Below are 18,860 nucleotides of genomic sequence, written 5' to 3' on the forward strand. Positions count from 1 at the left end.
TTAAATGATTAAATAATTCAACGGCATGGAGAGGAGTGGTCGTCATCGTGTATATTTCACCGATTGTAATTGATACAGTGCAAACAGACCGCGGGGAAGTACAATTACAGCAACGTGGAAGTGATTATGAAGTTATTAGTAATGGAACATTTTTAATGGCAACGTACAATGGAGAATCGGAAAGACTACTTGTCCGAGCAGCGATTAAAGAAGCTCCAGAACCAAAGCGTGTGCTAATTGGCGGGCTTGGTGTTGGAATTTCTTTAGCTGAAACTCTTTCCTATTCTTTTATTAATGATGTTACGGTTGTTGAAATTGAAGAGAATATCATCAAGTGGAATAAAACATATTTGGCTGCATACTCTTCACATAGTTTAGAGGATCCACGTACATCAATTGTCCATGCGGATTTTACCAAGTGGATGTACGAAACACAAGGTACATATGATGCTATTTGCCTCGATATTGATAATGGCCCAGACTGGACTGTAGTGGATTCGAATAATGCTTTATATGAGAAAAATAGTTTACACGTATTAGCATCGTTATTATCGGATAGAGGTGTGCTAACATTTTGGAGCGCGACTGCTTCACCTGATTTTGTAGCTAGACTACAAGAAAACTTTTTACACGTGAAAGAATTACAAGTACCAATGGAACGCGGCGAACCAGATTATATCTTTATCGCCATGAACCATTAGTGGGACATGCGTTTGGTGCGGGACAGGGGGACAGGTTTGCTGTCCCAGTGACGGTGGGACACGGGGACAGGTTTAATGTCCCAAAATCACGAAGATAATTAATCCACAATCATTTATGTATATCATTTAATTGTTTGGGTGGGACAAGTGTGGGACAGGTGCCCTGTCCCCTTGTCCCAGTTTTATTAACCAAAGGCGGCAACCGGATTCGAACCGGTGCTCGGGGTTTTGCAGACCCTTGCCTTACCACTTGGCTATGCCGCCACATGGAGGGAGAAGGATTCGAACCTTCGAACCCAAAAGGGAACGGATTTACAGTCCGCCGCGTTTGACCACTTCGCTACCCCTCCGTTATCCCAATACACTATTACCCTATGCAGAAAAAAACAAAATGTGAACCTGGGACATGGGGACAGGTTTGGAAAAGTTTCAGTCAGATTAAATGAGGTTGTTCGTGATGGTGATTTCATTTCACGTATTGGTGGCGACGAGTTCGTTGCAATCTTTGAAGAAACAAACAAGGAAGAAGTAGAAGTTATTGCCGACAGACTATTGATGGAATGATCGCAACCATACTTATTAAATGAAGAAGAGGCAAAAATATCCTCAAGCATCGGAATTAGTGTATTTTCTGATGACGGAGAAGAGATGGATACGCTGATCAAGAATGTAGATAAGGCCATGTATTACGCTAAGAGTAAAGGAAAAGCCAATTACAAATTTTACAGCGAGAACCTCCCTGACCTGACAACGAAAAAAGAAAATGTCTTCGAAAAGGTTATCAATCGATTTACCAAATCTAAATAACATAGAAAAGAGATGATCATATTTATATGTGATCATCTCTTTTTAGTGGGACACGCTGGACAGGAGAGTTGTCCCACCACACAACGATTCGTTTACCCTGTTATCTCAAGAAAGAAACTTAATCCATTTACTTATCCGTTCGATTTGATTTTGTCTTTGGTCGTTCATTTTGGTTCACACGACCTTGGTTCATTTTTAATGTTGATGCATCTAAATTGTTGTTACGTGCTGCTTCTTCGTTTAATCGTTCCTTTTTCGCCATGTCCATATCCTCCTAACTTTCTCAGACTGAATATTCATGTCCTCTATCCATGAAGTGAAATTTCCATACATGGGTTTTTCATCCCCCGCTGATTATTAGTACCTTGAGGAAAGATCTGCGAGCCCTCACGTAGATGGAAGTGAGGGGCTTACTACTAGTTACATGCGGAATAAATAAAACTATCGTCTCATTTTTTCAATTGCATAATGAACGCCATATAATAAGAAAACTTTATAATATAGATAGACGAAAAATTGAATGTTATTTAAACGATACAATCCAATAATTTTAATTTTTTTAAGTATATTGATCACTATAAAGGCAAAGATTCCATCCGCGATTGCATTAATAACAAGAAACTTCCTAAAGTTGCCAAAGGAAAACTTAAGCATCCACATCGACAGTGGCATATAGGGTCCAAGTGTAAAGGGAAGTTCATCTGTTAAAAACGATCGTCGCTTATTATAGAAAATCCACCAATTACGCTTTTGACCATATTTATGATTGATGATCTCCCAAATTCCAATCACTAATGCTGCAGGAAGAAAACGTTTTATGTTCCGCTTTCCTAAAAATATCGTAGACAACCAAGGAAACAAAATCATACTTATATTAAATAGTAAATGTCTTTTTGACAAAATGATTTCACCTGGCTACTAAAACCTATACACTCTAGGGGGGGGTTAGCTCTTGTTCCACTCGAGTGTTGACCTGAAGCAACGGGATAAAGCAAAAGTTAACTCCCACTTTAAACATTCCGTTTCCTTTCATTTTAATAGGGATCTTACGGACAGTTACACCGGTGTTAACCTATTTTTGCCCTCACCCTCCGAATCTAATCAGACGGCTTTGCACCACTCCGCTGTCGTTTAGTCATGGAAGGGTTAAGATGGTCCATAACCTATCAGTTAATTCCCACGTCATCCCGTCAAAATCTGCTTTAATTAGGTTAGTCTATTGCATTTGGTTTTAGTACCAGGAATACACCTCCTTAAGTTGTATTATATGGTTTGGTTTCTAAATTCTAAGGTAGTCGCTCTCATTCAAGTTATCTTTGTTATGGTGATGGTTATTATGGCACATAACCAAAAAACAGCCATCCGTTTATTTGCTCCGTGGAACTACTATCCTCCTCTAGAAAGTCATGGTTTTACTTTAACCAGATTCAAAAAATATATTCTGTTGATCTAGGAATAGGGAGTTTTCCTAATTTGCGATTCAGGTTGGACTTTTTTTAAGTATATACATCATAACCGTATTTAATAGAAGGTGGGATAAGGAGCCCTTGTCCCACCTCAGTTAATTTTGCTAATGATCTGTTCGCAAAGTTGGTGTGTGGCCAGTTGCACCTGCGCTAAAAAAGAGGAAAGTTTCCCAGCATTACCCACGTACTTTTTCGTTAATTTTAGCAACCACTATTTACCATTTACTACATAACCATTCTTTGGTATTATATTTCTCTATATCTATTAAACAATTCCTTACAATATATCTTTTTATTTTAAAAAAGGGAGGCAACGAGAATGGCTAAGAAATCAATGGTCGCCAAACAAAAGCGCCCTCAAAAGTTTAAAGTACAAGAATACACACGTTGCGAGCGCTGTGGACGCCCACATTCAGTTATTCGCAAATTTAAACTATGCCGCATTTGTTTCCGAGAATTAGCTTATAAAGGGCAAATTCCTGGAGTCAAAAAAGCAAGTTGGTAAAGGGACATGGGGACAGGTTTTCTGTCCCCATTCTTCTGTACTTAGGAGAGCACAAAGCAAAAACTACCATATTAGGGGATTTTCTTCTTCATCGCGATGAACTTTTTCCGCCTCCTCTTAAATAGTGACATGGCTACTATCTAATAAGAAGCAATAAAATGAAACTTCCATCAGTGTTGTGCCTCTCATATCCTTCTGATTTTTAGTAAAGAAGTGATCCGCAGGCCCTCCCCTCCCCATTTATCTTCTTTCCTAGAGTGAAGTGGGAGGCATACTTCCAGTTACATATGGGATAAATAAATGAAACTGTGTAACAACTAAATTAGAAATACGTCTATACATATAGAAATTCATACAAGGAGGTGAACAATGAAAAAAGTAATTTCCTCTATTTTACTATTAGGAATTTTTGCAATTGGCATTGGTTATGCACTTTACGATACAGTACAAAACCAAGCGCTAGCAGGTGAATCAAGTAATGCAAGTCCATCTAATAGCAAAAATCTAGGAACAGAACTAGAAGAGAAAGATTGGTCTATTTATGAAAATGATACGTTACACATTTCGTTTCGCTATCCTTCCTCTTGGCACCAAATGGATGTAGGGGAATATGAACCGATCAGATATGAAGGTGAAAATGGCTTCTTTGAAGTAACGAGTATCATTGCCAATTCTGTTGATGCCCCTGGTGAGGTCACACCATTGAATACTGTTTGTGAAGAATATGCATTCAGTAAATTTGATCCATACGGAACTGAACCAACCATTGAAGAAGTTACAATCCAGGAACAAAATGGTTGTATTATTTTACCTTCAGACGATCAACGGGAAGATTTTGATCAACAAACAGCATTTATATTAGAATACCCTCAACCTGTTGAAGTAGATGGTATAGAAAGCCATTACTTCCTATTATATGCAACTCAAGATTACATTCATTCGATGGTCCATTCTTTGTCACTTACTATGGAATAGTTTGGATGATGGGGGTAGCTCCCCATCACTCCGTTCAATCAACAAATTCAAAATAACTCTTCGCCTTATTCGGATATACAGAATTAGGAAAATACAATGTCCAAAACAGATCCTCTTCTTTTTTACCAAACACTCCTTCAATTAGCAATCCTGGTGATGGTTTATTTGTTGCTGTATTTATTATTTGGTAAGGTTTCCATGTGTCTAAATCAATCAAGGTTATAATGTCGTCTGAAACCTGACTCACCTCAAAAATACTGTGCATGTTGATACTACAAGCCTCTAACTCACTAAATACCTTATCAAAGTCTTCTAATACGCCCAGATTATTAGCGTTGAGATGCGGATAATTTTGAACATATAAATCGTTTAAAATACTTTCACACCTTTGTAATTCAGACAAGTTTTCTGTTGCAATTTTTTCTATCGTTTCAAACCAAGAACAACCGTTACGTTCATCAAGCCAACTAACAAATTTCTTTAATTGGGTTAAAAAATTTTGGCTTTCATTTTGTTTTGTCGCAACTTTTATATAGTTAGGCATACAAGCTATTATTAACGCTTCCCAAAAGTGGAATTTACATTGGTGCCAACTATCAGCACGATCATCATCCCACTCATTCAAAAAGATGGAAAAAATGCGAAGAAATTCATTCACATAGGGGCACGAATGATGTTGCTGCTTATACGTGATTAGGTCTTGACCATAAAAAGTAAAAATGGAACGTGGTCGCATATCAAACTCGGATCCTAGTTGAAGCATTTCAAGGTATTTATTCCTTTCATCAGGATGTGAAAACGCGTACATAAATGCCTGTTCCTCCATAGCTCTTTTCTTCTCTTTCTTCGTTTGATTGACTCGGTTCATTTCATCTACTCCTTAGTAAAAGATTTTAACTTTGAATCTAGTGTAATCATTTGCAGAAATATTTTCTTAAATGGATACACCAAATTTTGTTTAACATGTTTTGTCGAATATCTACTTCAGCATAGAACGGAAAAAACTTGTGTTAAAAGGATCTAATCGTTTTGCGTGAGATTTTGTTGGATCGTATGCAATGGAGATAGTCGTAGAGGGAAAATGAGGCAAAACGATAAGGGGTCAGGTTGGGAACGAATAAAGTGAAACTTAAATCAGTGGGGGTTTTTGCCCTTGCCATATTGGATGTAGCCTGAATCAATCAGTGGGAAAGCGAAACTTTTCCCCCCTTAAACATCTAGTTTTGAAGTAGGAGTTTTAGGGACGATTGCTTCCGGATGATTTAGTTCTGTTTCATATTCGTTGTATCTTTAAGATAGATGATAGCATCTCATAAGTCAATCTCCCTTTAAAATGAGGATTTTATATTTTTAAAGACTCTATTTGATCATTATTTTAAATTCACGTTCAACTATTTCTAGTAAAACTTCAAATCCCCCAAGTGATAGTGCTTAAAAATAATTTTAAAAAACTTTTATTTTTTTTGATTGGCGGGACAAAGGTGGTGGTGATGGGACGGAGGGACAGGTTTGTTGTCCCAGATTGATTGTGGGACAACAAACCTGTCCCCTTGTCCCACTTCAGGCAGGAAATTGGTTGTGTGTGACGAAGTATATAAAGTGGAAGGTTCTTCATCTTGTTTAAAATGAGGAGTGATAAAATGACAACTACCATCCCAGAGATTACATTAAATGATGGTCTACGTATTCCAGTTATTGGTTTAGGAACTTATAAACTTAAAGGAAATCATGGGGCCGCAGCAATAGCCAATGCGATCGATCATGGTTATCGATTAATTGATTCAGCTTATAATTATGAAAATGAGGGGACAGTTGGGGCTGGGGTGCGACGAAGCTCAGTGCGACGAGAGGACTTGCGCATCACATCAAAACTTCCCGGACGGTATCATACGTACGAAGACGCAGTTACTACCATTCAAGAATCACTGTATCGCGCAAACCTTGATTATTATGACCTCTATTTGATTCATTGGCCAAATCCAAACCAAGATCAATATGTAGAAGCATGGCAAGCATTGATCGATGCTAAAAAATGGGGGCTAATCCGCTCCATCGGTGTCTGCAACTTCTTACCGGAACACTTGCAACGATTAAAACAAGAAACGGGTGTGTTGCCATCGATCAATCAAATTGAATTGCACCCTTTCTTCAATCAAGAAGAACAACGGAAATGGCATGAGGAACACGGTATTATAACGGAATCTTGGAGTCCGTTAGCACGTGCAAATGAAGCATTCGATAATCAAACGATTCAAAGTATTGCTGACAAGCACAACAAAACTATTTCACAAGTTATTTTACGTTGGCATTATCAATTAGGTGCCGTATCTATTCCTAAATCAGCATCCCCTATCCGTCAACGTGAAAACATGTCTATTTTCAATTTTTCCTTAGACGATGACGATATGTCCAAAATTGGAAACCTCTCACGTCCAGATGGAAGAATGAAAAATCAAGACCCAGCCATATACGAAGAATTTTAATACTGGTGGTGGGACATGGGGACAGGTTTGATGTCCCATTTCTTGCAAAAAAGACTGGGACAAGTGCCCTGTCCCCTTGTCCCAGTCTAGTTCAGTGCATTCATTTTGGTGATTATTTTTTTATAGACGTGCATCATATGTGGTTCATTTGCACAACATTCTTCGATTTGTTCTAGAGGAATCCAACTGACATCACTATTCTCATCTGGTTTGACCTGAAGTTGTTCATTCTCATCAGCTTCAAATAAATAGGCAACGGACAGATGTAAATGCGGTGCTACATACTTGCCTCGTTTTTCATGTCCTTTTACAGGTAAAATATCAAGCGAGATAATCCCATCGGTAATAGCACTTATTTTTTCTACACCGGTTTCTTCATTAACTTCCTTCTCGGCAACATAAAGCAAGTCTTCATCTCCATCAGCATGTCCACCTGTCCATGACCAGGAATTGTATATGTTATGATGAACCATCAGCACTTTATCCCTCTTTTTATTGACAACGAAAGCAGAACTAGTTACATGCGCAACTTCATTGTTTCTTGTGAGAATATCATCAAAAGTCTCCATACAGTTGATAATGATCGCTTTATCTTTTCGCTCTTGCTCGTCCCAAACAGTGTAGTTCTTAATCAATTCCACCCAACTCATATTCACCCTACTTTCTAAGAATCATGCTTTCTCCATATTCATTATAATCCTTTTTCTAATATTCGATAAAGTAAAACGTCAATCAGTCGAGTCTTACAGCCAGCGGCGGGACACGGGGACAGGTTTGGCGTCCCACTCCTATCCCCCTTAATTGATGCTTGCTAACACTGGGACAAGTGCCCTGTCCCTTTGTCCCAGTTTATTTAATGCGATCAATCACACTTTTAGATATGCCTGTTACGCGTGATAGTTGTCTGATTGTAACGCCATTTAATTGCTTTAACGTTAACAAAATATTATTTCTTTTTTCTCTCTCTAAATGTTGTAAGGTACTGCAATCAAGACCAAGTCCTTTTACATAGTTTATTACTTCATAATCAGATATCCTTGTCTGATTATAATCGTCTAAATACTCGTCATCATTTCTTTTGTTCATATAATCGGAAAAATACTGAATGGCTTCTGTTCGCTTGAGGGAAAATAATTGAAGAGTTAAATCGGTATCAACTATTGATGGGTTCTTGACGTAATATTCATGTAAACTTGTCCATTTACAGGAAAACACGTCTTTAGCTAGTCCAGCCTTGATGGGATTCTGATGAATATACCTTAGTACTTTTAAAAACTTTGGGAGATTTTCGACATTCTCACTTTTAAACCTTTCTTGAAACAAATGACCACAACGTTCATATTTGCTATTATACCAAGAAACATAGCTGGCGCTAAGCCTTTGAATAAACTTGGATACTGGTTCCTCCTCATGTTCTCGTAGCAATAAATGAATGTGATTATCCATTAAACAATAACCATAGACTCGGATCTGGCCTCTTTCCTTACAGTTCTTAATTGTATCTAATAACCTCAATCTGTCGACATCATCTTCAAAAATAGTTTGTTTGTTAATACCTCTTAACATAACGTGATACATTCCATTTGGACTTTTCTTTCTTGGTCAATCTTGACATCGTATTGATCACCTCGAGGATTTTTTGTTGGCTGATATTAATGCCTGGCTTATAAGCGGAAAATCGTAGCAACTTGTTAGATACGGATACAACAGTTATGTTTATCAATCGATTCAACATAGATCAACAAATTCCTGCTAAAAGAACACAACCTTTAAAAATTAGTCACATAATTTGCCGGGACATGGGGACAGGTACACTGTCCCACAACTGCCACCAACCGGGACAAGGTCCCTGTCCCCATGTCCCCATCATTAGAAACAACTACCATTCACATGATTGGGGAATATCTCGGTGGCTAAAAAGACAAATTAAAATTATCTTTTGAAAGGAGTGAAGGATAAATGACACAACAAGCACAACAAGTTCTTAATCAAATTGCACAGATGGCACAAAAATTAGAACAACAAGAGGCGCAAAATGCCCAACAACTTCAGGGGCAACAAGTTGGAGACCAGCAACAACAGCAAATGGCAAATCTTGAACAAAATGCAGCTCAACAGTTGAATCAAATTCAACAACTTATCCAACAATATCAACAACAAGGACAAACACAACAAAATCTTCAACAAACAACAGGAAACGGCGCAACAGCAACTAACGGAACACAATCCGCTTTCCAACCTGGGTTTGCCGGAACAAATGCGGAGGAAGTAAGACAACAAAATCAACAATCCGCACAAAACCAAGCTGGTGGAAATGGTTTTAGTCAACAATAGTAATATTTAATTACTATTTCATAAAGTGAAACTCCATTCAGTGGGGGTTTTTGCTCTTCCCCCCACTGAGTGTTATTGCGACATGTAGAGAATTGCAGTCCCCCGGAATCATCGGGATGAAAGCGAAAGTTTACTCTCACTTATACATCTCCGTTTTGTATCATGTTTTGAGGTAGGAGTATATTAAGGACGACTGCACCGGGATAAAAGCCGTAAATCACCACACCTAAATCTGCTCATTTTTATGCGCAAGCTAATAAATCAATAGAAAGGAGGAACCTATGAGATATACGAAAGCTTTGTTCCTAAAATTCGTTATGGTCACTGTAGTAATTGGGGTTGTATTCAGCTTATTTTTTGGGGTTAATTTTGGTGATATATTCATAACAAGTTTAATTCTAACAACATTTGCATTTGCTGTTGATGTCTTCTTTTTACCAAGAATAGGTAATGTCATGGCAACAGTTGGTGACTTTGTAGTTGCTTTCTTTGGTATATGGGTACTCGGTGGTTACTTTTTTGAAGGTGTACTTCCGTTAGTCACCACTTCCTTCATCGCAGCGATCATAATAACGATCGGCGAGGCTATTTACCATCGCTACTTACGAAATCATGTATTTGTGAATGAAGATTATCCAACATTCTCTCGCCCCTCTTCTACAGCGAATCTTCAAACCGAAACAAGTGAAGAATTAGATCCTGACATCAAAAACAAACAGAAATAGTTCACAGACTGGGACATGGGGACAGGGCACTTGTCCCACCAGCGCTATCAACTGGGACACGGACCCTGTCCCCATGTCCCACCTAGAAGGATAGGAGGTTTTCGATATGGAACGTAAGGGTTTTGCACGTGATAATGACTATTATGATAAGGTGATTGGGTTAAATGGTAGGCATGCGATTGACCCTCAAGTTTTGGAACAGAAAGTTGCCCTAAAAAAAAGCTTAAAGCCCTTGCATGAGCAAGTGATTGTCATTACAGGAGCTTCTAGTGGTGTGGGGCTTGTAACAGCAAGAATGGCGGCATATAGAGGGGCAAAACTCGTTTTAGCCGCTAGAAATAAAAAGGCTTTGGAACAATTAACAGAAGAATTAAAAGCACAAGGCTACCCAGCGACCTATGTACAAGCAGATGTAGGAATTGAAGAAGACGTTCAAAAAATTGCTGAAACAGCCATCAAGGAATTTGGACGTTTTGATACATGGGTAAATAATGCTGGTGTAACCATCTACGGCTATGCAATGGATGTAAGCATCGAAGATATGAAGCGGATGCACGATACCAATTATTGGGGTGTTGTCTACGGGAGCAAAGTTGCGGTAAACCATTTCAAACAGCGCGGCATACCTGGAGCGCTCATTAATGTTGGAAGTCTTTTCGGTGATCGCGGTACGATCATCCAATCTACTTATGCTCCATCTAAATTTGCCGTCCATGGCTGGACAGAAAGTCTACGCATGGAACTGGAAAAAGAAAAGGTACCAGTCTCTGTTACCCTTATTCATCCCGGGCGAATCGACACGCCATATAACGAGCACGCCACTAGTTATTTAGATGAACATCCTGTACACAAAGGAATGATTTATCCACCAGAAGCAGTCGCTGAAGCAATTCTTTTTGCTGCAGAACACCCGAAACGCGACATGTATGTTGGTTCGCAAGCTAAACTTTTGGCACTGTTGGGAACTCTTTTTCCACGATTAACAGATAAACTAATTGAAATGTTGATGGCTCCCACACAGTATGCTAACCGTCCTTCAGATTCAAATAACAATAGTGCGCTGTACCATGCTGGTTATGGAATGCATGAAAGAGGCACCAATGTTGGTTGGATTCGTGAACAAAGCATTTATGTGAAAGCAGCTAAACAGCCAGCACTCTCAGCAATCACAGTCGCTGCGATAGGCGGCATTTTCTTAGCGATCGCTAGGAGAAAAAAGCACGGTAGTACCTAGTTATCGAAGCGTACTACCTCCCTCCACTTTTGCAGGAAAACAAATGATTAAACATAAGGGCAAATCTAATACTATAGTTAGAGTTATGAAAAAGGAGAGAGCAAAGTCATATGGCAGAAAATCAAGAGATCCCACAAGATCAAACTTTGGACAATAGCGTTAATTTATTAAAAGAAGGCTTCTTATTTATTCCAAATCGAATGGATCGTTATAATACGGATATCTTTGAAGCAAATCTGTTAGGCCAAAAAGTACTTTGTATGCGAGGGAAAGAAGCAGCAAAAGTTTTTTATGATTCGGAAAAATTCACACGGAAAGGAGCAGCACCTAAACGTGTTCAACAAACCTTATTTGGGAAAAATGCGATCCAAACGCTAGATGGCGAAATCCACCTTCATCGCAAGCTTCTGTTTATGTCATTATTAACACCATCCCATCAACAGCAACTTGCCAAGCTTATTAGTGAACAATTGGAAAATGCTATTGAACGATGGGAGAATATGAAAAAAGTGGTTCTCTTTAATGAGGCCAAAAATATTCTTTGTCGTGTCGTTTGCAAGTGGGCTGGGGTTCCACTTGCCGAATCAGAAGTTGCGGAACGGGCAGACGACTTTATTTCCATGATCTATGCCTTTGGAACAATCGGCCCAGAACACTGGAAAGGAAGAGTAGCTCGCAATCGTGCTGAAGGGTGGATTCGAGGGATAGTAGAAGATGTCAGATCTGGAAACCTTTCTGCAGAAAAAGGAACAGCACTTTACGAAATGGCTTTTTATAAGAAGCCTGATGGAAATCAATTAAACACACAAATGGCCGCAATTGAACTAATCAACATTCTGAGACCAATTGTAGCAAATGCCACCTATATTACATTCGCTGCTCTAGCGCTACACCAGTATGCAGATGAAAAGGAAAAACTACAGTCAGCTAGTGATAGTGAGTTGGAGATGTTTATCCATGAAGTGCGACGTTACTACCCTTTTGGACCGTTTGTAGGGGCCAGAGTTCGTGAAAATTTCTCATGGAATAACTGTCATTTTGAAGAGGGGACACTTGTCTTGCTTGATATGTATGGCACCAACCATGATTCGCGTTTATGGGATAAACCTAATGATTTTAACCCAAGTAGATTTTCCGAGTGGAATGGAAGTTTATTTGACTTTATCCCTCATGGTGGAGGCGATCCAGCAAAAGGACACCGTTGTCCAGGAGAAGGTGTCACAGTTGAGGTCATGAAAGCAACCATAGATTTTCTTGTCAATAAAATCGAATTCGACATTCCCAACCAAGACTTAAATTACAGCCTAGACGAAATGCCCACACTACCAAAAAGCGGCTTCATCATGACCAACATCCACCGAAAATAGAGTGGGACATGGGGACAGGTCCACTGTCCCATTTGCTGGCTGGGACACGGTCCCTGTCCCTTTGTCCCACGTTCAATGTCAGTTGTCGGTGTAGTTAATGTAGCTAAGTGCTTGCTTTAGGTCTGCAATTAGATCATCAACATTTTCTATCCCTACTGAATAACGAACGAGGCCTTCTGGGATACCAAGTGCAGCACGCTCTTCTGGTGTATTTTCAATGTGACTTGTGGTTCGAGCAGGACCTACTGTTGTTTCAACTGCACCAAGGTTTGCCGCTCGATTGGCGTATTCCAGTCGTGGTAAGAATTGACGAACGGCATCCATTTCCCCTTTCACAGCAAAACTCAACATTCCACCAAAATCACGCATTTGTTTTTTTGCAATATCATGGTTTGGATGATTTTCTAAACCTGGATAAAAGACAGCTTCGACCTTATCATGTTGCTGCAAAAAGCGGGCAATTTTATCTGCACTTTCACATTGTTGCTTGATCCGTAAATGTAACGTCTTCATTCCTCGCAACAATAGATATGCTGCCATTGGATCCAAACTTGCACCGTTTATTTCACGATAATGATAAATTTTTTCTACTAATTCTTCATCATTACTACAAACAACGCCTCCTAGTGCATCCGCATGACCACCTAGAAACTTCGTAGCACTGTGAATCACCAGGTCAACGCCGTAATCAAGTGGATTTTGTAAAATCGGTGTTGCAAACGTGTTATCAACAAAGACAAGTGCACCAACTTCGTGAGCAACCTTAACCATCCGTTCAATATCGGTAATTTTCACAGTCGGATTGGTTGGTGTCTCCAAATAAAGAATGTCGCATCCTTTCCTTACTTCCGCTTCCATTTCCTCGTGATTCCCCGTCTCACAAAGAGTGACATCGATATTTAGCTTGGGTAAAAATTCATCAAATATCTTGTTCGTACCACCATACGTATCCTTAATCGATACAACACGGTTTCCTGGAACTAGAAAAGTTGCTAGCGCATTACTAATAGCAGCCATCCCGGTAGAAAAACTTGTGGCAGCCTTAGCCCCTTCCAAATCCTTCACTTTATCTTCGAAAGATTGAACGGTCGGGTTAGTATTTCGACCATAAATATGCCCCTCTTCCTTACCAGTAGCCACATAAAACCAATGGTCCATGTCGTCATAACCATATGAAACACTATGAACAACAGGAACTTGTGTTGCACCATGTACCCGATACTCTTTTTCTCCAGCCCATACCGAGCGGGTATCAACACTTGCACGATGTTCTTTCCTTGTCATCCATACCACCCCTTGTCAATGTAAATATATGGGCTGAACACCCATATACTCTCATCGTACTGAATGACACACCTTTTTACCATACGACAAAGTGTAAGAAAATCTCACACTCCCACCATACACTCCGGGACATGGGGACAGGTTTACTGTCCCACATTTGGATTCAACTGGACTGGGCTGGGCTGGGACAAGTGCCCTGTCCCCATGTCCCACCGATTTATGTAATGCTCCAATCAATTTCTTCTAATCCAATTTCACGCAAGATGGCATTTGTTTTGGAAAATGGGCGACTTCCAAAAAAACCTTTATTCGCTGAAAATGGGCTGGGATGTGGCGACTTAATGATGTAATGTTTTGGCGATGTGATCAGGGATTGCTTTTGTTGTGCATTCCTTCCCCAAAGAATAAATACAACTGGTGTTTCGCGTTCATTTAACAGTTCGATCACCCTGTCTGTGAACTTCTCCCACCCCAGTGACCGATGCGAGTTTGGACTCGCTGCCCGGACAGTTAAGACTGCATTCAACAGCAACACACCTTGTTTCGTCCAGTTCACCAAACAACCATGATTTGGAATTTCTACCCCTAAGTCCGCATGCAATTCCTTATAAATATTTCTTAACGATGGTGGAACGGTAACTCCTGGCTGAACCGAAAAACTTAACCCATGCGCTTGTCCTTTTCCATGATATGGGTCTTGTCCAATAATGACCACCTTTGTATCTTGATAACCTGTATAATGTAGTGCATTAAATATATCATTTTGATTAGGATAAACTACGTTTGTCTTGTATTCTTCCTTCAATCTCTCTCGCAATTGCTGATAATATGGCTTTTCAAACTCCTCCTCTAACAACGGAGCCCAATCATTGTGTAATATTGTCATTCATTCAACACTCCTTTTCATTAGTGGGACATGGGGACAGGTTTACTGTCCCACCCCACGTACTGTTCCATAAACGAAGGACATCTCCTCAGATACAATGTAACTTCCTCTTCCTACTTACTGGCTATCGAGCTGAAATACCTTTTCCATTTTCACTTTGACCGGGACAAGTGCCCTGTCCCTCTGTCCCACCTTAGCCCACTATGATAATGAGAATGATGGAGATGGTAATAATGGAGATTATGGTGGTGGCAAGTATGTATAATGGAGCTTGCTTCACCAATGTTTGATATTTATCAGCAAACACGTTGACAACCGCTCCCGTTGGCATAGCTGATAAAATAATAACGGCCATGGCCCACAAATTATCTTCAAGCGGAAATACAATATATACGAAGTAAGCAGCCACCAATGGTAGGATGATTAATTTCAAACTTAGTAGTGTCATAAATTCTGAAAACCTGTAATTTTTTCCCTTTAAAATATTCCGTTCACCCGTTAATCCTAGTCCTAAGGCGAACAAGGCGGTTGGACCTGCAGCAGGACCCAGAACATCGGTAAATACATAAATCGGTTCGGGAAGTGATAGTTGAAAAATAGCTACAGTAACTCCTAATAATAACGAAGCATTAATCGGATTTAATACAATCGATTTTACAATCCAGCCAACCATAGGCAAAAACTTTGCTTGCGAGTTATGTTCCTCCACCGCAACCTTTTTGAGTTCAAATGTCAAAACAACCAACGTTACGATGGTTAGATCATAAATAAATGTAACAATCGCAGCCGGTACCGCTGCATCTTGCCCAAAGGCTGCGACTAACAATGGAATACCTAAAAATCCCGTGTTCCCATAGGTGGTAATCATCGCATACATGCTTAATTCTGGAAACCGTTTTTTAAAAATAACCTTAAATAATAATACCGTTAAAGCAAAACAATCCAATACAGTAAATAAATTAGCCAAAATAAAGTTTACATTTATAATTTGATCGACAGGTGCCGTTGAAATGGAAGAAAATAGTAAGGCTGGAAGTGCAAAATAATAAACAAAATAATTTAGCGAGGATCCCCCATTTGACGGTAATAATGCAAGCCTCCCTGCTAAAAAACCACATAACATGATAGCAAAAATCGGAATAATTACTTCAAATAAAACCATCACTATCCCCCATTTTTTTCTCAGTCATTAGGGACAGAAAACCTGTCCCTATGTCCCTCTCAGTATAAAAGTTTAATAGATTTGTAGCAATAAACACCTTATCTAGTGGGACAGAGAACCTGTCCCCGTGTCCCACTCCTTATTCGACATAGGTGTTTAGAAACTTGAGCATTTTTTCAAAATTTTCTTTGGCATATTTATTATTTAGTGATCTTTCATATCTATGCCTAAGTTCCGCCTCATTTTTATCATACAAATTTAGAACGTGGGGGATGCTTAATTCGGTCATATGGTTTGCTAAGTCTTCTGCTTGATCGGTAAAGGTTGCTGTATTTCCATCCGTTATAAAAGATGGGGGAAAATCTGAATTCATATGAGTGATAACATTTGATTGTTCCACTTGATCACTATTTTTTAAATCATCTGTATCAAAATAAAGTTCGCCTAGGAATCGGAATTTAATATCTTTTAACAAGTTTCCAGTCTTATCAAAACGAGAAGCATCAAGCAGTGCGGAGTTGAATATTACTGCTTTGATTGCTTCTTTTGTTAAAGAGGGACTCATTCCCATTGATTCAGCATAATTGGGATTCGTTTGAATATTTACATATTGTCCGACTAGCTGCCCACCAGCACTTGCTCCAGCAAATACAATTGTGTCCATATCTAAACCATATTGATGACTAGATTGCTGTAAAAAATTTATTGCTTGATCAATTTGGTATATAGGCGTTGGATAAAGATAATCAGGAGTTAACGCATAGTCCATGCTTACTACATTAAATCCATTCTTTACCAAACGCCTTAAATATCCTTGGGAATTATCTGCTAGTGGATCCCCTTCCACCTTGTCGCCCCATGCATATGCTCCACCATGAACATAGAAAAAAGTGGGGGGACAAGTTTCCGTATCATCCTTTGTTAGGTAAAGATCTAAATAACTGTTCGGATAATTTTCCCCATAAGCAATTTCCGATATATAGGTCGTACCATCTGATAATGTCTTTTCTATTGGCGCCGACTTTGGTTGATAGGAGTTTATTTCACCATCCATCTTTCCCTTTTGCAATGCACTTATGACCGGTAGTGGTGTAATTGCTATAATCATAAACATAAAAGCGACGATCCCTATCAAACAAATGGCTGCTACTTGTATGAATAAAAGGATTTTTCGTTGATGAACACTATCGTTGTTTTCCACTTAGATGTCCCCTTCTTCTGTAGTCATGCCCTATTCGTAATTTGTACCAATTTACAAAAAAAACACACAAAGATACTATTTTTTTGAGGGACATGGGGGTGGTGGGACATGGGGACAGGTTTGTTGTCCCATCATTCAGTGGAAATGGCGGGACAGAGTGTCTGTCCCCATGTCCCAATAACATCAATTTTCTCGGTGGTTTGTCTCGAATCAATCAGGTGTAAATTCATTCCGTAGTTCATCGCGCTGAGGTTCTAGTACACAATGAGCCACAGACCCTTGGACGAATCAGGGGGGAAAGCGAAAGTTTACTCCTACTTAAACATCTCCAGTTCATTTCATGTTGTTGTGGAAGTCTTACGGACGGTTGCAAGGGATAAATAAAAAAAGTCACATTAGGAGAAATGGAGGAGAGGGGGATAAGGGATTGGATAGTGGGACAGTGGACCTGTCCCCATGTCCCACCTTGGGACAGTGAACCTGTCCCCGTGTCCCATTATTTCAAATAGTTACATATGACGTGGCCGACTGATTTGGCTGCTACTAGGATGGCGTCTTCATCGAGATCGAATTTTGGATGGTGGTTGAAGTATGGTTCTTCCACCCCTTTTGGTGTACATCCGACATAGAAATACGATCCCGGTATCTTTTCTAGATAATATGCAAAATCATCAGATGGTGACATTTTAGGAAATTCTTTTACCTCTTTAATATGATGATCGTCCGCTTGACTTAATGTCTCTGCAACGAAATCGGTCAGTGCTGGATCATTATATAGCGGTGGATAGTCCGGTACATAAGTAAGTTCACAAGTTACACCGTACATTTCTTCCAATCCCTTAACAATTCGATGAACTTCTCGATCAATCACTTCTTGTGTCGCGTCATTGGAATAACGGATATCCCCTTCAATTTCGATGCTATCTTTAATCACATTAAAGCTACCTTTTCCATCAAAGGAACCAATCGTTACGACACCCGCATCAAAAGGATTCACCCTACGACTAACAACCGTTTGTACTGCAGTGACAAAATAAGAACCTGCAACAATCGCATCATTTGCTTTATGCGGAGATGAGCCATGCCCACCACTTGCTTGAATCTTTAATTTAAAGTACGTACGACCATTGAAAGAATAGCCACTATGATAGCCAACTGTTCCTGCTGGAGCCATTGGTAACACATGGATACCAAAAATCGCATCCAAATCATCTAGTTTACCTGTTTCCATGATACTTTTTGCACCACCAGGTGGTTCTTCTTCTGCATGTTGATGAATAATTTTAATTGTACCGTTCCATTCATCTTTTAATTGGATCAGACAGTCAGCTAGTATTAGTAAATAAGCTGTATGGGCATCATGACCGCATGCATGCATTACGCCGTCATTACTTGACTTAAATTCTAAATCTGTTTCCTCATTAATTGGCAATGCATCAAAATCCGCACGAAGTCCAATTGTTTTGCCAGGTGAGGCACCTTTTATCGTGACAATTATGCCGTGGCCGTTCCCTACATTTGTTTCGATTTCGACATCTTTGCCCTTATAAAAATCGGCAATGTATGCTGCTGTTTTTTCTTCTTTAAAAGAAAGCTCAGGATGCTGGTGTAAATAACGACGAATAGCAACCATTTCACTTTCACGCTTCTCCAACATGTTCATTAATTTTTCCTTCATTACATATGCTCCCTTCTGATTCCAATTTTTAAGGATAGGCACAACAAAGCGC

At 39.5% G+C, this 18,860-nt stretch carries 18 protein-coding genes, 2 tRNA genes and 1 pseudogene; 9 read left to right on the forward strand and 12 right to left on the reverse strand.

Annotated features, from left to right (window positions below; genetic code table 11):
* The first annotated feature begins 47 nt into the window (after window positions 1-47).
* Window positions 48-701: a spermine/spermidine synthase domain-containing protein gene (locus FCI53_RS12295; RefSeq protein WP_246050093.1), complete on the forward strand. Its 654-nt coding sequence runs from the start codon at window positions 48-50 to the stop codon at window positions 699-701.
* Window positions 702-894: 193 nt separating this feature from the next.
* Here FCI53_RS12295 and FCI53_RS12300 read toward each other — a convergent pair.
* Window positions 895-965 (reverse strand) — tRNA-Cys (locus tag FCI53_RS12300).
* 3 nt (window positions 966-968) lie between these two features.
* Window positions 969-1,051: transfer RNA gene (locus FCI53_RS12305), tRNA-Tyr, on the reverse strand.
* 43 nt (window positions 1,052-1,094) lie between these two features.
* Here FCI53_RS12305 and FCI53_RS21890 point away from each other — a divergent pair.
* Window positions 1,095-1,508: pseudogene (locus tag FCI53_RS21890) on the forward strand (diguanylate cyclase domain-containing protein).
* A 127-nt stretch (window positions 1,509-1,635) separates the two neighbouring features.
* On the opposite strand, the gene FCI53_RS22050 reads toward FCI53_RS21890, so the two are convergent.
* Both FCI53_RS22050 and FCI53_RS12320 read right to left on the reverse strand, forming a co-directional pair.
* Window positions 1,636-1,770 carry a hypothetical protein gene (locus tag FCI53_RS22050; RefSeq protein ID WP_281279532.1) on the reverse strand — a complete coding sequence of 45 codons (135 nt, stop codon included), beginning with the start codon at window positions 1,768-1,770 and terminating at the stop codon, window positions 1,636-1,638.
* 179 nt (window positions 1,771-1,949) lie between these two features.
* The gene (locus tag FCI53_RS12320) at window positions 1,950-2,408 is read right to left on the reverse strand and encodes a hypothetical protein (protein ID WP_342774209.1); all 459 of its coding nucleotides are present in this window, start codon (window positions 2,406-2,408) and stop codon (window positions 1,950-1,952) included.
* Window positions 2,409-3,293: 885 nt separating this feature from the next.
* Here FCI53_RS12320 and FCI53_RS12325 point away from each other — a divergent pair.
* Both FCI53_RS12325 and FCI53_RS12330 read left to right on the forward strand, forming a co-directional pair.
* A complete protein-coding gene (locus FCI53_RS12325; protein WP_138419307.1) occupies window positions 3,294-3,479 on the forward strand; it encodes a type Z 30S ribosomal protein S14 in 186 nt (61 codons plus the stop codon).
* Between the two features lie 369 nt (window positions 3,480-3,848).
* Window positions 3,849-4,454 carry a hypothetical protein gene (locus tag FCI53_RS12330; RefSeq protein WP_138419309.1) on the forward strand — a complete coding sequence of 202 codons (606 nt, stop codon included), beginning with the start codon at window positions 3,849-3,851 and terminating at the stop codon, window positions 4,452-4,454.
* Window positions 4,455-4,488: 34 nt separating this feature from the next.
* Here FCI53_RS12330 and FCI53_RS12335 read toward each other — a convergent pair whose 3' ends face one another.
* Entirely contained in the window at window positions 4,489-5,322 is an 834-nt protein-coding gene (locus FCI53_RS12335; RefSeq protein ID WP_138419311.1) for a hypothetical protein, read from the reverse strand.
* A 772-nt stretch (window positions 5,323-6,094) separates the two neighbouring features.
* On the opposite strand from FCI53_RS12335, the gene FCI53_RS12340 reads away from it, so the two are divergent.
* Window positions 6,095-6,937, forward strand: a complete 843-nt coding sequence (locus FCI53_RS12340) for an aldo/keto reductase (protein ID WP_138419312.1) — start codon at window positions 6,095-6,097, stop codon at window positions 6,935-6,937.
* Window positions 6,938-7,023: 86 nt separating this feature from the next.
* Here the strand turns inward: FCI53_RS12340 and FCI53_RS12345 are convergent, their stop codons facing one another.
* Window positions 7,024-7,587: an NUDIX hydrolase gene (locus tag FCI53_RS12345; protein WP_138419314.1), complete on the reverse strand. Its 564-nt coding sequence runs from the start codon at window positions 7,585-7,587 to the stop codon at window positions 7,024-7,026.
* A gap of 199 nt (window positions 7,588-7,786) precedes the next feature.
* Window positions 7,787-8,503: a transposase gene (locus FCI53_RS12350; RefSeq protein ID WP_246050094.1), complete on the reverse strand. Its 717-nt coding sequence runs from the start codon at window positions 8,501-8,503 to the stop codon at window positions 7,787-7,789.
* Between the two features lie 393 nt (window positions 8,504-8,896).
* Between FCI53_RS12350 and FCI53_RS21895 the strand changes: the two genes are divergently transcribed.
* From FCI53_RS21895 to cypC, 4 genes are all read left to right on the forward strand, one after another.
* A complete protein-coding gene (locus tag FCI53_RS21895) occupies window positions 8,897-9,271 on the forward strand; it encodes a hypothetical protein (RefSeq protein WP_246050095.1) in 375 nt (124 codons plus the stop codon).
* Between the two features lie 281 nt (window positions 9,272-9,552).
* Window positions 9,553-9,996: a YndM family protein gene (locus FCI53_RS12360; RefSeq protein ID WP_138419318.1), complete on the forward strand. Its 444-nt coding sequence runs from the start codon at window positions 9,553-9,555 to the stop codon at window positions 9,994-9,996.
* Window positions 9,997-10,102: 106 nt separating this feature from the next.
* Entirely contained in the window at window positions 10,103-11,230 is a 1,128-nt protein-coding gene (locus FCI53_RS12365; protein WP_138419320.1) for an SDR family oxidoreductase, read from the forward strand.
* A 110-nt stretch (window positions 11,231-11,340) separates the two neighbouring features.
* The gene (gene cypC / locus FCI53_RS12370) at window positions 11,341-12,597 is read left to right on the forward strand and encodes a CYP152 family fatty-acid peroxygenase CypC (RefSeq protein WP_138419322.1); all 1,257 of its coding nucleotides are present in this window, start codon (window positions 11,341-11,343) and stop codon (window positions 12,595-12,597) included.
* A 78-nt stretch (window positions 12,598-12,675) separates the two neighbouring features.
* Here the strand turns inward: cypC and FCI53_RS12375 are convergent, their stop codons facing one another.
* The 5 genes from FCI53_RS12375 to FCI53_RS12395 form a co-directional block, all read right to left on the reverse strand.
* Window positions 12,676-13,881, reverse strand: coding sequence for a cystathionine gamma-synthase family protein (locus FCI53_RS12375; protein WP_138419324.1), 1,206 nt, complete (start codon window positions 13,879-13,881; stop codon window positions 12,676-12,678).
* Between the two features lie 217 nt (window positions 13,882-14,098).
* On the reverse strand, window positions 14,099-14,767 hold the full coding sequence (locus tag FCI53_RS12380) for a uracil-DNA glycosylase (RefSeq protein WP_138419326.1): 669 nt from the start codon (window positions 14,765-14,767) through the stop codon (window positions 14,099-14,101).
* Between the two features lie 193 nt (window positions 14,768-14,960).
* A complete protein-coding gene (locus FCI53_RS12385) occupies window positions 14,961-15,929 on the reverse strand; it encodes an AEC family transporter (protein ID WP_138419328.1) in 969 nt (322 codons plus the stop codon).
* A gap of 139 nt (window positions 15,930-16,068) precedes the next feature.
* Window positions 16,069-17,130 (reverse strand): alpha/beta hydrolase, encoded by a 1,062-nt coding sequence (locus FCI53_RS12390; protein WP_138419330.1) that lies wholly within the window; start codon window positions 17,128-17,130, stop codon window positions 16,069-16,071.
* A 496-nt stretch (window positions 17,131-17,626) separates the two neighbouring features.
* The gene (locus tag FCI53_RS12395; protein ID WP_138419332.1) at window positions 17,627-18,808 is read right to left on the reverse strand and encodes an amidohydrolase; all 1,182 of its coding nucleotides are present in this window, start codon (window positions 18,806-18,808) and stop codon (window positions 17,627-17,629) included.
* Between the last annotated feature and the right edge of the window lie 52 nt (window positions 18,809-18,860).

It is taken from the genome of Aquibacillus sediminis (assembly GCF_005870085.1).
In the GTDB taxonomy this organism is placed as follows: domain Bacteria; phylum Bacillota; class Bacilli; order Bacillales; family Amphibacillaceae; genus Aquibacillus_E; species Aquibacillus_E sediminis.